The sequence below is a fragment of the Cellulomonas sp. McL0617 genome (assembly GCF_049994875.1).
Classification (GTDB): domain Bacteria; phylum Actinomycetota; class Actinomycetes; order Actinomycetales; family Cellulomonadaceae; genus Cellulomonas.
Genome location: NZ_CP188256.1, coordinates 379685 through 392945, shown reverse-complemented (window position 1 = coordinate 392945; position 13261 = coordinate 379685). Strand labels below are relative to the sequence as shown.

Annotated in this window: 12 protein-coding genes; 1 reads left to right on the top strand and 11 read right to left on the bottom strand. The window is 73.2% G+C overall.

Annotated features, from left to right (window positions below):
• Nucleotides 1–36: 36 nt before the first annotated feature.
• The 9 genes from ACPPVS_RS01835 to ACPPVS_RS01795 form a co-directional block, all read right to left on the bottom strand.
• Nucleotides 37–528 (bottom strand): DUF3180 domain-containing protein, encoded by a 492-nt coding sequence (locus ACPPVS_RS01835; protein WP_426594266.1) that lies wholly within the window; start codon nucleotides 526–528, stop codon nucleotides 37–39.
• Nucleotides 528–2087, bottom strand: coding sequence for a 2-amino-4-hydroxy-6-hydroxymethyldihydropteridine diphosphokinase (gene folK / locus ACPPVS_RS01830; RefSeq protein WP_426594265.1), 1560 nt, complete (start codon nucleotides 2085–2087; stop codon nucleotides 528–530). The genes ACPPVS_RS01835 and folK overlap by 1 nt, the downstream gene beginning before the upstream one ends.
• The gene (gene folP, locus ACPPVS_RS01825) at nucleotides 2084–3067 is read right to left on the bottom strand and encodes a dihydropteroate synthase (protein WP_426594264.1); all 984 of its coding nucleotides are present in this window, start codon (nucleotides 3065–3067) and stop codon (nucleotides 2084–2086) included. Before folP ends, folK begins: the two co-directional genes overlap by 4 nt.
• Nucleotides 3068–3084: 17 nt before the next feature.
• Complete coding sequence (folE, locus tag ACPPVS_RS01820; protein WP_426595854.1) at nucleotides 3085–3702, bottom strand: GTP cyclohydrolase I FolE; 618 nt, start codon at nucleotides 3700–3702, stop codon at nucleotides 3085–3087.
• Complete coding sequence (gene ftsH, locus ACPPVS_RS01815) at nucleotides 3699–5732, bottom strand: ATP-dependent zinc metalloprotease FtsH (RefSeq protein WP_426594263.1); 2034 nt, start codon at nucleotides 5730–5732, stop codon at nucleotides 3699–3701. Before ftsH ends, folE begins: the two co-directional genes overlap by 4 nt.
• A gap of 129 nt (nucleotides 5733–5861) precedes the next feature.
• Nucleotides 5862–6416: a hypoxanthine phosphoribosyltransferase gene (gene hpt, locus ACPPVS_RS01810; protein WP_426594262.1), complete on the bottom strand. Its 555-nt coding sequence runs from the start codon at nucleotides 6414–6416 to the stop codon at nucleotides 5862–5864.
• Between the two features lie 19 nt (nucleotides 6417–6435).
• Nucleotides 6436–7428: a tRNA lysidine(34) synthetase TilS gene (gene tilS, locus ACPPVS_RS01805; protein WP_426594261.1), complete on the bottom strand. Its 993-nt coding sequence runs from the start codon at nucleotides 7426–7428 to the stop codon at nucleotides 6436–6438.
• The gene (locus ACPPVS_RS01800) at nucleotides 7425–8468 is read right to left on the bottom strand and encodes a zinc-dependent metalloprotease (RefSeq protein WP_426594260.1); all 1044 of its coding nucleotides are present in this window, start codon (nucleotides 8466–8468) and stop codon (nucleotides 7425–7427) included. The genes tilS and ACPPVS_RS01800 overlap by 4 nt, the downstream gene beginning before the upstream one ends.
• A 110-nt stretch (nucleotides 8469–8578) precedes the next feature.
• A complete protein-coding gene (locus tag ACPPVS_RS01795) occupies nucleotides 8579–9991 on the bottom strand; it encodes a D-alanyl-D-alanine carboxypeptidase/D-alanyl-D-alanine-endopeptidase (protein WP_426594259.1) in 1413 nt (470 codons plus the stop codon).
• Between the two features lie 155 nt (nucleotides 9992–10146).
• Here ACPPVS_RS01795 and ACPPVS_RS01790 point away from each other — a divergent pair, with 155 nt between their 5' ends.
• A complete protein-coding gene (locus tag ACPPVS_RS01790) occupies nucleotides 10147–10644 on the top strand; it encodes an inorganic diphosphatase (RefSeq protein WP_426594258.1) in 498 nt (165 codons plus the stop codon).
• Between the two features lie 99 nt (nucleotides 10645–10743).
• Here the strand turns inward: ACPPVS_RS01790 and ACPPVS_RS01785 are convergent, their stop codons facing one another.
• Nucleotides 10744–12159 carry an NlpC/P60 family protein gene (locus ACPPVS_RS01785; RefSeq protein WP_426594257.1) on the bottom strand — a complete coding sequence of 472 codons (1416 nt, stop codon included), beginning with the start codon at nucleotides 12157–12159 and terminating at the stop codon, nucleotides 10744–10746.
• A 245-nt stretch (nucleotides 12160–12404) separates the two neighbouring features.
• Nucleotides 12405–13178, bottom strand: a complete 774-nt coding sequence (locus ACPPVS_RS01780) for a phosphate ABC transporter ATP-binding protein (protein ID WP_426595853.1) — start codon at nucleotides 13176–13178, stop codon at nucleotides 12405–12407.
• Between the last annotated feature and the right edge of the window lie 83 nt (nucleotides 13179–13261).

Genomic DNA, 13261 nt, shown 5'->3' with positions numbered 1-13261 from the left:
ATCCTGTCATCGCACGGTCGGTCGGTCGGCCGGCCGTCACGGCGTGCTCGCGCCCGGCGCCGGGCGGTCCCGCGCCGCGTCGGCGCTCGCGTCGGGCGGCGGGATGCGGCAGAAGCGCTCGACGACGAGCCCGACGACCGCGAGCACGACGCCCCCGGCCATCGCGATCGCGGCCGACAGCACCCGCCCGCCCGTGCCCGGCTCGTCCGTGCCCGAGAGCAGCGCGAGCACGTGCCCGCCGTACCACCCGGCAAGCAGCGCGCCCGTGTAGCAGGACGCCTTGGCGAGGACGACGGTCCGCGCCGCCCGCAGGGCCGACAGGTTGGGCCGCTTGCCCTGCAGGTACTGCCGGACGTGCCAGCCGAGCACGAACACCACGGCGGCGATGGCGAGCTCGACGACGACGACGAGCCACGGCACGCTCGGCGGCAGCGCACCGTCCCGGGCCATGGAGCGCAGGACGATCCAGGTGCCGACCGCGACGCCCGCCGTCGTGAGCAGCAGGGTCTGCCAGCGGGTGCTGTGCATCACGACCCCGGCGCCTCGGAGCCGTCCTCGGACGTGCGCTCGTCCTGGCTCGGCGCCGCAGGCTGCGCGGTCAGCCAGTCGAGCGCCAGCCAACGGATGCCGTCCCGATCGGGCGCCGTCGCCGCCAGCGCCGCGACCGGGCCGCCCCCGAGCCCGGGCAGCACAGCCTGCGGGTCCAGCTGCGCCCAGGGCTCCAGGACGAACGCGCGCTCGTGCGCCCGCGGGTGCGGCAGCTCGAGGTCGTCGGTCACCGCTAGCACCGAGCCGAACACGATGATGTCGATGTCCAGCGTGCGCGGCCCCCAGTGCTCCTGGCGGACCCGGCCGTGGTTCTGCTCGATCGCCTGGGTCGCGCGCAGCAGCTCGCGCGGCGACAGCATGGTGCGCGCCAGGACGACCGCGTTCAGGTAGTCGGGCTGGTCGGGCCCGCCGACGGCGGCCGTGCGGGCCAGCGGCGACACCTGGACCACCTCGAGGCGCGTGGTGTGGGAGAGCGCGTCGACGGCGGCGCGCAGTGTGTCCTGGGCCGCGCCGAGGTTCGCGCCCAAGGCCAGCACCACGTCGACGACCGTCGACGGGGGCACGTCCAGCGCGTCCGACACGACCTCGCCCACGACCAGGTCCGTCCGGGTCTCGACCAGGTCCGCGCCGAACGCCGGGACGTCGCCGGTCGGTACGTCGGACGCCCGCGGCGAACCGCCGGCGTGGGTCTCGTGCGCCGCCTCGACGGTCGGTGCGGGTGCAGGCTCCGGCGTCAGCCCGGTCGGCGTGAACGCGACGGGCACGGGAACGGCAGCCGTGCCGTCGGGGTCGTCGGAAGCGGTCCACGGCTCCGACCCGAGGGGCGGCACGATCTCCGACCAGGGCACGGTCGGTGGAACGACCGCGGTCGCGACCGGAGCGACGACCGGAGGCGCGACGACCGGCGGGACGACGACCGGAGGCGCAGCGACCGGCGGCGCAGCGACCGGCGCGACGACGACCGGGGCCGCCTCGACGGGTTCGGCGGCGACGAGCCCCGCCACCAGCGGCGCACCGGGCGCCGGGGTCACCGGGAACGACGCGGTCGGCGTCGGCGTGGGGCGCGCGGCGGCCGAGCCGTCGGACTGGGCACGCGGCAGGTACGGCTCGGCGGCCGGCAGCTTGGCGCGATCCCGGCGGATGCGGATCACCACGTCCCCGAACGGCACCTCGATGGGCGCCTGCGGCTTGTGCACGCTGACGTCCACCGCCTGCACGACCGCCTGGGCCAGCACCGTGGCGGCGATGCGCTCGGCCACGGTCTCGATCAGGTCCACGGGCTCGCCGGAGAGCACGGCGGCCACCTGCTCGGCGAGCTCGCCGTAGTGGAGCGTGCGGGTGAGGTCGTCGCTGGCGGCGGCGCGGCGGGTGTCCAGGTGCACGACGACGTCCGCGACGAACGTCTGGCCCGCGCGGCGCTCGAAGTCGAACACGCCGTGATACCCGGTGGCAGTGATGCCGAGGAGCCGGATCTGGTCCAGCAGACGGCCGCTGCCGTCCAGGACGCCGCCGCCCTCCCACTGCTCGTCGGTGGTCACCGCGTGCTCCCTCCGGTTCGTGCGTCCTCGTCGACTGCGAGCTCGTCCTCGCCGTCCCCCTCGGCCCGACGGATCGGGCGATCCTCGCGCTCGAGCCGGGCGTCCCGACCGATCTGTGGGTCCCCGGCCCGCCAGGCAGCGGCCACCCGGACCGCATCGGCAGAGCCTGCCACCTCGTGCACCCGCACGCACCAAGCCCCCGCGGCGGCGGCCAGCGCGGAGACCGCGGCGGTAGCCCCGTCGCGGGCGAGCGGTGGCGCGGGCTCTCCGTCGGCGCCCGCGAGCAGGTGCCCGAGGAAGCGCTTGCGGCTCGCACCGACCAGCACCGGGAACCCGTCGGCCAGCAGCTCCGGCAGCCGGGCCAGCAGCGGCCAGTTGCTCGCGCCGGCCTTGGCGAACCCGAGACCGGGGTCGAGGATGATCTGCTCGTCGCGCACGCCGGCGGCACGCAGCGCCGCCACCCGCTCGGCCAGCTCGCGCCGGACGTCGGTGACCACGTCGTCATAGTCGTCGAGGTCGTCCATCACGTCGGCGTGCCCCCGCCAGTGCATCGCGACGTAGGCGGCGCCGGTCTCGGCGACCACGGCGTACATGGCGTCGTCGGCCAGCCCGCCGGACACGTCGTTGACCAACCGGGCCCCGCGCGCGACGGCCTGGCGCGCGACGACGGCACGAGTGGTGTCGACGCTCACGACCGCACCCCGCGCGACGAGCCCCTCGATCACCGGGAGCACGCGGTCCAGCTCGTCCTGCACCGGCACCCGGCGCGCGCCGGGACGGGTGGACTCGCCGCCGACGTCGAGCAGGTCGGCGCCCTGCGCCACCAGCTCCAGCCCGTGCGCCACGGCGGCCGTCGGGGTGAACCAGCGGCCACCGTCGGAGAACGAGTCGGGCGTGACGTTCACGACGCCCATGACCAGGGTTCGTTCGGCGTCCGGGATCCCGATCACGCTGCCGAGCCTAGGGGCGGCGGCGGACATGACGTTCGAGGGCGGCGTCAGCGGCCGAGCACGAGGCTCATGGCCTCGGCCCGCGTCGCGACGTCGCGCATCTGCCCGCGGACGGCGGACGTCACGGTGCGCGAGCCCGGCTTGCGCACGCCGCGCATCGACATGCACAGGTGCTCGCACTCGACGACCACCAGCACGCCGCGAGGCTGGAGCTCGGCCACCATCGCGTCCGCGATCTGCGCGGTGAGGCGCTCCTGCACCTGCGGGCGGCGCGCGAACACCTCGACCAGCCGGGCGAGCTTGCTCAGGCCGGTGATCCGACCGTCCACGCCGGGGATGTAGCCGACGTGCGCGACGCCGTGGAACGGCACGAGGTGGTGCTCACAGGTGGAGTACACCTCGATGTCCTTGACCAGCACCATCTCCTCGTGACCGAGGTCGAACGTCGTCGTCAGCACGTCCGCGGGCTCCTGGAACAGCCCGGCGAAGATCTCCTTGTACGACCGCGCCACCCGCGCCGGCGTCTCGCGCAGACCCTCGCGGTCGGGGTCCTCGCCCACCGCGATCAGCAGCTCGCGGATCGCGGACTCGACGCGCGCCTCGTCGTACTCCCCGACCGCGGTGCCCCGGTGGGTGGTGGCCGGCCCGATGTCGCCCACGGTCAGCTGCTCGAGTCGGGCGTGTGCCCGGGCGGGACCTCGATGATCCGCTGGCCCGGGAACCCGAACGCCTCGGCCGCCTCGTCCTCGGGGATGATCGGCTTGCCGTTGCGGCCGGCGATCTCGGCGGGCGTCATCACCGGCGGCCGGTCGGAGACCGCGCGCTGGTCGCTGGACAGCCAGATCTGACGCGGGGGGCGCTTGGTGATCGGCTCGAAGATCTTGGCCAGCTGCTCCTGGTTGAGCGTCTCCTTGTCGAGCAGCTCGAGCACCAGGGCGTCCAGCACGTCGCGGTACTCGACCAGGATCTCCCAGGCCTCGTCGTGCGCCCGCTCGATCAGGGCGCGCACCTCGAGGTCGATGGACGCGGCGACGTCCTCCGAGTAGTCGCGCTGGTGGCCCATGTCGCGGCCCATGAAGACCTCGCCGGACGCCTGGCCCAGCTGGATCGCGCCGAGCCGCGCGCTCATGCCGAACTGCGTGACCATCTTGCGGGCCGTGGACGACGCCTTCTCGATGTCGTTGCTGGCACCGGTGGTCGGGTCGTGGAAGACGAGCTCCTCGGCGACGCGCCCGCCCATCGCGTAGGCCAGGGTGTCCAGCAGCTCGTTGCGGGTGGTCGAGTACTTGTCCTCGGTCGGCATGACCATCGTGTACCCGAGCGCGCGGCCGCGCGGCAGGATCGTCACCTTGGTGACGGGGTCCGTGTACCGCAGCGCCGTCGCCACCAGGGCGTGGCCGCCCTCGTGGTACGCGGTGATCTTGATCTCCTTGGGGTTCATCACCCGGGTGCGCTTCTGCGGCCCGGCGATGACCCGGTCGATCGCCTCGTCCAGCGTGCGGTCCGTGATGATCTGCTGACCGGTGCGCGCCGTCAGCAGGGCGGCCTCGTTGAGCACGTTGGCCAGGTCCGCACCGGTGAAGCCCGGCGTGCGGCGCGCGACGACGTTGAGGTCGACGTGGGGGGCCATCGGCTTGCCCTGCGAGTGCACGTGGAGGATGCGCTCGCGGCCCTTGAGGTCGGGCGGGTCCACGGCGACCTGGCGGTCGAACCGGCCCGGCCGCAGCAGCGCCGGGTCGAGGATGTCGGGGCGGTTGGTAGCCGCGATGAGGATGACGTTCGCGTTGGCGTCGAACCCGTCCATCTCGACGAGCATCTGGTTGAGCGTCTGCTCGCGCTCGTCGTGACCGCCGCCCATGCCGGCACCACGGTGCCGCCCGACCGCGTCGATCTCGTCGATGAAGATGATCGCGGGGGCGTTCTCCTTGGCCTGGTTGAACAGGTCGCGCACGCGGCTGGCGCCGACGCCGACGAACATCTCGACGAAGTCCGAGCCGGAGATGGCGTAGAACGGCACCCCGGCCTCGCCGGCGACGGCACGCGCGAGCAGGGTCTTGCCGGTTCCGGGGGGCCCGTACAGGAGCACGCCCTTGGGGATCTTGGCGCCGACCGCCTGGAACTTGGCGGGCTCGGCCAGGAACTCCTTGATCTCCTGCAGCTCCTCGACGGCCTCGTCGACACCCGCGACGTCACCGAACGTGACCTGCGGGGACTCCTTGCTGACCAGCTTGGCGCGCGACTTGCCGAAGCTCATCACCCGCGAGCCGCCGCCCTGCATCTGCGAGCTGAGGAAGAAGAACAGACCGATGATGATGATCAGCGGGACCAGGAACGTCAGGACGCTCAGCCACCACGGGCTCTGCGGGACGTCCGAGGTGTAGCCGTCCTTCGGGTTCGCCTCGGCGATCGCGTTCACCACCGACTCGCCCTGCGGGACGACGTAGTTGAACTGCACGAGCTTGCCGTAGTTCTTGCTGTCCTTGGTGAAGTCCTCGGCCAGCGTGAGGTTGACCCTCTGCACGCCCTCGGTGATCTTGGCCTGGTCGACCTTGCCCGCCGCGATGAGGGCCATGCCGTCCGACGTGTCGATGCTGCTGACCTTGGGCGAGTTGAGCGAGCTGAAGCCGAAGGCCGCCACGACCAGCGCGAGGGCGATCCACAGGATGAGGCTACGAGAAAGACGCTTGACGTTCATGGGTGATCGGGGCCGGGCCCCTCATCCTCCGCTCGCGGGTCTGGTTGCTCGAAGTTACCCGATGAACCTGGCGACTCCCGACCGTGTTCACCGAGGGCGCACTCGGACGAACGCGCGTCCCGCGGCTGCTCAGGCCCCGTACACCCGTGGGGCCAGCGTGCCCACGAACGGCAGGTTGCGGTACTTCTCGGCGTAGTCGAGGCCGTATCCGACGACGAACTCGTTCGGGATGTCGAACCCGACGTAGCGGACGCCGACGTCGACCTTGGCCGCGTCGGGCTTGCGCAGCATCGTCGCCACCTCGACCGTGGCCGGGCCACGGGAGCGCAGGTTGGACAGCAGCCACGACAGCGTCAGGCCGGAGTCGATGATGTCCTCGACGATCAGGACGTGGCGGCCCGTGAGGTCCGCGTCGAGGTCCTTGAGGATGCGGACCACACCCGAGGACTTGGTGCCCGAGCCGTAGGACGACACCGCCATCCAGTCCATCTGGACCGGGGTGTGCAGCCGCCGCGCGAGGTCCGCCATGACCATCACGGCACCCTTGAGCACGCCCACCAGCAGGAGCGGCTTTCCCGCGTAGTCGGCGTCGACCTGCGCCGCGATCTCGTCGAGACGACCGTGCAGCTGCTCCTCGGTGAGGAGCACCCGCTCGAGGTCGTCACCCATGTCCGCCGGGTCCACCGCAGTTGCTCCTCGAATATCAGGACGGCTGTACGCCGCTGTCCGCCGGGCCGAGTGCAAGCCTGCCATACGCCCGGCGCGCGGCGACCCCGCCCGGGAGGGCGACCGGGCCCTGCCCGTGCCAGTCGGTGACGAGCGCGTCGACCGCGAGCACGTGCGCCCGGCTGAGCGCACCCGCCGGGCTGCCCGCCTCGATCATCGCCGTGCGCAGGGCGCGGCGACGGATCGCGTCCGGAGCGTTCGCCAGGGCGTCGACGTCCAGACCGGCGGCGTGCGTCCGGAGCTCAGCCAACAGCTCGCCGGCCAGTCCGTCGAGCGCGTCGGCGTCCTCGCGCAGCTGGGCCGCGGTCCGGGCCAGGGCCTGGGCGACCCCCGGACCGAGCACGCGGTCGAGCGTGGGCAGCACCTCCGTCCGCACGCGGCTGCGCAGCGGCGCGTCCGGACGCGAGCCGTCGTTGGTCGGGTCCTGCCAGGCAGTCAGCCCCTGAGCCGCGCAGGCCGCCTCGGTGTCGGCGCGCCGCAGGCCGAGCAGGGGTCGGCGGAACCGCCCGCGCGTCGCCGGCATGCCCGCGAGCGCCCGGGCGCCCGAGCCGCGCGCGAGACCCAGCAGGACCGTCTCGGCCTGGTCGTCCAGGGTGTGCCCGAGCAGGACCGCGGCCGCCTCCGGGACGTCCAGGGCCGCGTACCGGGCCGCACGGGCCGACGCCTCCGGCCCGCCGGGGCCTGTCGGGTCCACGCGCACGACGTCGACCGGGTCCAGGCCGAGGGCCACGCACGCGGTCGCGGCCGTCGCCGCGACCTCGTCGGAACCAGGCTGCAGCCCGTGGTCCACCACCATCGCGCCGACCCGCCAGCCGGTCTTCCTCCCGACGAACGCCGCACCCGCCGCGAGCGCGAGCGAGTCGGCGCCGCCCGAGCACGCGACGAGCACGAGCTCCCCGGGGCCGACGTCTCCCAGCGCGGCCGCGACCGCCGCCCGCACCGCCGCGACGGCGGGCGCTGGACCGGTCACCCGTGGACCCGGCGGACCCAGGCGCGCGGGTCCGCGATCTCCGGCGGGAGAGGCAGGTTCTGGGCGGAGGCGAACACCGCGTTGAACCCCGTCGTCCCGACCGACCGCCGCACCTCCCGGACGAACTTCGCCCCGTCGCGGTACTGGGCCAGCTTGGCGTCCAGGCCGAGCACCCGGCGCAGCACCTGGTCGAGTCCCTTGCCCTTCGACGCCTGGTCGCGGCGGGCGTCGAACGCGGTGCGGATCCGCCGGACGGTCGGCACGACCGACGGTCCGACCTCGTCCATGGTCACGTCGGCATGGCCCTCCAGCAGGGACATGACCGCGCCGACCTCCTCGAACACGGTCCGCTGCCGCGGCGAGAGGGCGTCGAGGATCCCGCCGCCGTCGTCGCCGAGCGCCCGCGTGACCGATCCCACCAGGTCCGGCCGGGCACCCTCACCGGTCAGGTCGTTGAGCAGCTCCGCGGCCCGCGAGCGCACGTGCTCCGCGAGCCACGGCGCGGCCGCGAACTGCATCGCGTGCGTCTGCTCGTGCAACGCCACCCACAGCCGGAAGTCCGACGCGTCGACCTTGAGCTTGCGCTCGTGGTGCAGGACGTTGGGCGCGACGAGCAGCAGGCGGCCGACGTGCCGGCCCTGGGGCGTGAACGGGTCGAACTGGCCGAGCACCTTGGTGGACAGCAGCGCGAGCACGCCGCCCACCTGGGCCGCACCCGCCGCGCGCGCGCCTCGACCGCTGGGGACCTCGACGTCCCCGGTCATCACCCCGAACATCTGCGCGTTCGCCTGGGCCCAGCGCGCCCGGTCCACCACCAGCACGTTCGAGACGTCCTTCGGGTCGGTGCCGTCGGCCGCCTCGAGCTGGGCGATCTCCGCCACGTGCACCGCCGCCCGGCCGGCGGCGTCCCGCAGCTCGTCGACGAGGCTCTCCAGCTGGCCGCGCTCGGCCGTCGGGCCCGGCATCGCCAGCCGCCCGGCGATCGCCGCGGCGCGCCGCCAGTCGACGAGATCGTTCTGGTCGTTCGCAGAGGGCTCCACACCGTCACGGTAACCGCCGGTCCCGCGGTCGGCCCCCGAGTTCGGCCGTCGGCGCAACGAGGGTTGAGACGACGTGCGCGGCACGCGCAGCCCGACAGGTCGGTCGCGGCTCAGCGGCAGCCGCAGGCCGCCAGCGTGCTCACGAACTGGTCGATCGCGGCGCGCGGGTTCCACTGACCGCCGTCGGGGGTCGCGTCCGCCAGGACCGCGAAGACGAGCTGCCGCTGCTCGGCGTCGAGAACCGTGCCCGACAGCGCGGTGACGTGCGGGAGGCTGCCGGTCTTGGCGCGCACCATGCCGCGCGCGTCCGACTGCGTGAAGCGGTCGGACAGGGTGCCGGTCAGGCCCGCGATCGGCATGCCGGTCGCGACGTCGCGCAGGGTGGGGTGCGCGGGGTCGGTGGACAGCCGGACCAGCCCGGTGAGCAGGCTGGGCGGCAGGTACGAGCCCGCGCCGAGACCGGACGCGTCGACCAGGTGCGCACCCGTGGTGGGGACGCCCGCGACGTCGACCGCGTGCAGCACCGCCGCCGACGCGCCGTCGAAGCTGGCCGGCAGCCCCTCCTTGAGGGCGACCAGCCGGGAAACGACCTCCGTGATCGTGTTGTCGGAGGTGTCGAGGAAGTGGTGCACGATCTTGTCCAGCGTCGCCGACTCGACCTTGCCGATCTCGCGCCCGTTCGACGGCTTGTCGGCGCGGAACGGCGCCCCGGTCACGGTGATGCCGTGCTCGGCCAGGCGCGCCGCAAACGTCTTGGCCGCGGCGATCGACGGGTCCGCGTAGCGCGGCGGGTACTCGCCCGCCTTGATCTTGGCGGTGTCGACGGCGAGCGCGGTGACGGGGGCGACGAATCCCGCGGCGATGTCCGAGGTCGCCCAGTTCGGGCTCAGGGTGGGGCCGGTGAACAGGCTGTCGTCGACGCCCAGCTCGACCGTCGTCGCGCCCGCGAGCTGCAGGGCCTTCGCGACCTGCGCGGCGAGGTCCGCCAGGCCCGCGTGCCCCTCGGTCGCGGAGGGGTCGCCCGCGCCGGCCGCGAGCATCATGTCGCCGCCTCCCACCAGCACGATCCGGTTCCCGTCGCCCTTGACCACCGTGGTCGGCAGGGTCATGTCGGGGCTGAGCGTGCTCAGGCTGGCGATCGCGGTCACCAGCTTGGCCGTCGACGCCGGAGTGCGGCCCTCGTCGGGAAGATGACTCGCGAGCGTGTCCCCCGTGAGCTGGTCCTGCACGAGGATGCCGACGCTCGCACCCATGCGGGGGTCGGCGACGAGCTTGTCGACGAGCGCCTGCACCTGGGCGTTGCCCGGCACGGGCACCTGAGGGTCGAGATCGGCGAGCGCGGGCGTCAGGGCCGCCGGCTCGACGGCCCCGGGAGCGGTCGGGAACGGTGCGGGCTGCGCGGGCTCCGGGGCCAGCGTGACCAGGCCGGGGACCACGTCGTAGGCGTCCGCGGTGGCGTACGCGCCCACCGTGAGGACCACGACGAGCAGGCTCGTACCCACCACGCGCCCCGCTGTGGTCATCGTCACCTCGCCCCACTCGTTACCAGCCGTTCGGTGCGTCAGACTACTGTCCGAGACGAAGGCGCCCCTGACACCCGGCGCGCCGCACGACGAGTGTCGCTGCGACCGCCGGTCCCGGAACCCCCGGGCGCGGACGCGGGGCGAAGGAGAGTGCTGTGGAGTTCGACGTCACGATCGAGATCCCGAAGGGTCAGCGCAACAAGTACGAGGTGGACCACGCGACGGGGCGTATCCGGCTCGACAGGATGCTGTTCACCTCGACCCGCTATCCCGACGACTACGGCTTCATCGAGGGCACCCTCGGCGAGGACGGCGACCCGTTGGACGCCCTGGTGCTGCTGGAAGAGCCGACGTTCCCGGGCTGCCTCATCCGCTGCCGCGCCCTGGGCATGTTCCGCATGCGCGACGAGGCGGGCGGCGACGACAAGGTCCTGTGCGTCCCGACCGGTGACCAGCGCGCCGCGTGGCGCCAGGACATCGACGACGTCTCCGACTTTCACCGCCTCGAGATCCAGCACTTCTTCGAGGTGTACAAGGACCTGGAGCCCGGCAAGTCCGTCGAGGGCGCCCACTGGACCGGCAAGGCCGAGGCCGAGGCGGAGATCGAGCTCAGCCGCCAGCGCGCGATCGACACCAACTACTACAACCACTGACAGCGCCGCGACGTCCGCACCCGGGGCCCCTCCGCCCCAGAGGTGCGGACGTTCGCACGTGTGGGCCTCGCGCGGCCGGACGACGACCGAGCGCGGAAGTTACGGGCGGCCCGCGTAGGGCATGGTGCCTGACCAGCGCATCTTGGTGACGCGCAGCGGGCTCAACGGCTGCGGGGCCTCCATGATCTGGCCGTTCCCCGCCCACATGGCGACGTGATAGATCGCGTCCGGGTCGTTGGGGTCGGTGGACCAGAAGACCAGGTCGCCGGGGCGCAGGTCGTCGTAGCTGATCTTGAGCACCTGCTTGTACTGGTCGCGCGAGGTGCGGTTGAGGCTGACGCCGCCGGCCGCGCGCCAGGCGCTCATGGTGAGCCCGGAGCAGTCGTAGGCGTCCGGCCCGGCCGCCGCCCACACGTACGGGAAGCCGATCTTCGTCTCCGCCCAGGCCAGGGCTGCCGCGCCGGCACCGGCGGAGCCGCGAGAGGTCCCCGTACCGAGGCCGTACTTGCTGGCGGGCGGGGCGGTGGTCGCGGGCGGCGCCGTCGTGGCCGGTGGCGTGGTGGTCGCCGGAGGCGTGGTGGTCGCCGGCGGCGTGGTGGTCGCCGGCGGCGTGGTCGTCTTGGGCGGCGTGGTCGTGGTGGCCGGCGGCGTCGTGACGGCCACGGTCTTCGCAGGCGGCGCGACGACGGGCGGGGCCGGAGGTGGCTTCAGGGCGGCCGCCCGGGCGGCCGCGTCCTCGCGGTCACGTCGCTGCTGGTCGAGGAAGTCCTGGCGGGCGCGCTCGACATCGGCGCTGGTCTGCCGGGCGGCGGCCAGCTGGGCGAACAGGGTGTCGCGCTCGGCGGCGGCGGACGCCTGGGCCTTGACGGCATCGGACTGCGCCTGCTGCGCCGTGGTCAGGGCGCCGGCCGCGTCGGCCTTGGCGGACGCAGCCTTCGCGGCGGCGGTGTCGGCGCGGTGCGCGAGCATCGTCGAGATGAGCAGGGCGGCCCGGTACTTCTGGACGGCCTCGTCGGTCTTGCCGCTGATCCGGTCGAGTGCGGAGCTGCGTGCCGCGACGTCCTGGAAGCCGTCGGCGGACAGCAGGGACTGGAGCAGGTCGGTCGAACCGCCGGACCGCGCGATCTCCCGGGCGATCGCGACCAGCTGCCGGCGGGCGGTCTCGGCGGTGGCCGCGGCGGTGCTCGACGCCGTCTTGGCGTCGGCGGAGGCTTGCGCGGCCGCGTCGGCGTCGGCGACGGCCTGCGTGTAGGCCTCGCCGGCCTGCTGGACCTTGAGGTTCGCCGCGTCCGTGATCGCGCTCAGCTGGGCGAGGCGGACCTCCATGCCGGCGACCGACTGGGACGCCGCGGCGACCGCACCCTTGGCGTCCTGGACGTCCTGTGCCGACGGAGGCGTGGGCTGCGGGGGGGCCGCGACGACGTCCGAGGCGGCGCCGACGAGCAGGGTCCCGACGAGCGCGACCGTCGCGACGACCGACGGAAGTCGGTACCGAGATGCGGCGCGCGGGCTCACGTTCCTCCAGCCGGACGGCCGTCGGCCACCCTCAGTTCCTCGAGCGTGACCAGGTGGCCACCCTCGGGGACGCTACCGGGCGAAACCTCAGAAGTGAACACCTGTCACACCAGTCCCACGAGTCACACGGTTGTGCTTTGGGACGAACGGGACATCGGCGGCGGCGCATCACCCGTATGCCATGGATATCGGCACGTCGGGTGGCGATCAGGAGGATTCCTGCCGAGACGAAGACCGACGACCCGTCAGCCGAACTGACCCTTCACATAGGCCGCCGTGCGTGGGTCCTGGGGCGCCCCGAACATCGCCTCGGTGTCACCGTGCTCCACGATGACGCCCGGCGTGCGGGCCTCGGCGAGGAAGAACGCGCACTGCTGCGACACCCGCAGCGCCTGCTGCATGTTGTGCGTGACGATGACGATCGTCACCTCGCGCGCGAGCTCGAGCATCGTCTCCTCGATCACGCGGGTCGACGTCGGGTCGAGCGCCGAGCACGGCTCGTCCATGAGCAGCACGCGCGGCTGCACCGCCAGCGAGCGCGCGATGCACAGCCGCTGCTGCTGACCGCCGGAGAGCCCGCCACCGGGAGCCGAGAGACGGTCGCGCACCTCGTTCCAGAGCCCCGCCTTGGTCAGCGAGCTCTCGACGAGCCAGTCCTTCTGCTGCTGCGACACCCGTCGGCCCGTCAGCCGCAGGCCGGCCACGACGTTGTCGTAGATCGACATGGCGGGGAACGGGTTGGGCTTCTGGAACACCATGCCGACCTGCCGGCGGGCATCGGTCAGCCGACGGCCGACGTCGTACATGTCCTGGCCGTCGAGCAGCACCTCGCCGGCCAGGCTCGCGCTGGGGACCAGCTCGTGCATCCGGTTCAGGATGCGCAGGAAGGTCGACTTCCCGCAGCCGGACGGCCCGATGAGGGACGTGATGACACCGCCCGGCATGGTCAGCGAGACCCGGTCCAGAACCTGGTGGTCGCCGAACCAGGCCGAGATGTTCCGCGCGTCGAGCGAGGACAACGGCGCCGACGATCGAGGCACCTCCGTCGACGGGGCGATCACGGAGACAGCGCCGGACGCCGGTGACAGTGGCGTGGGCGCGG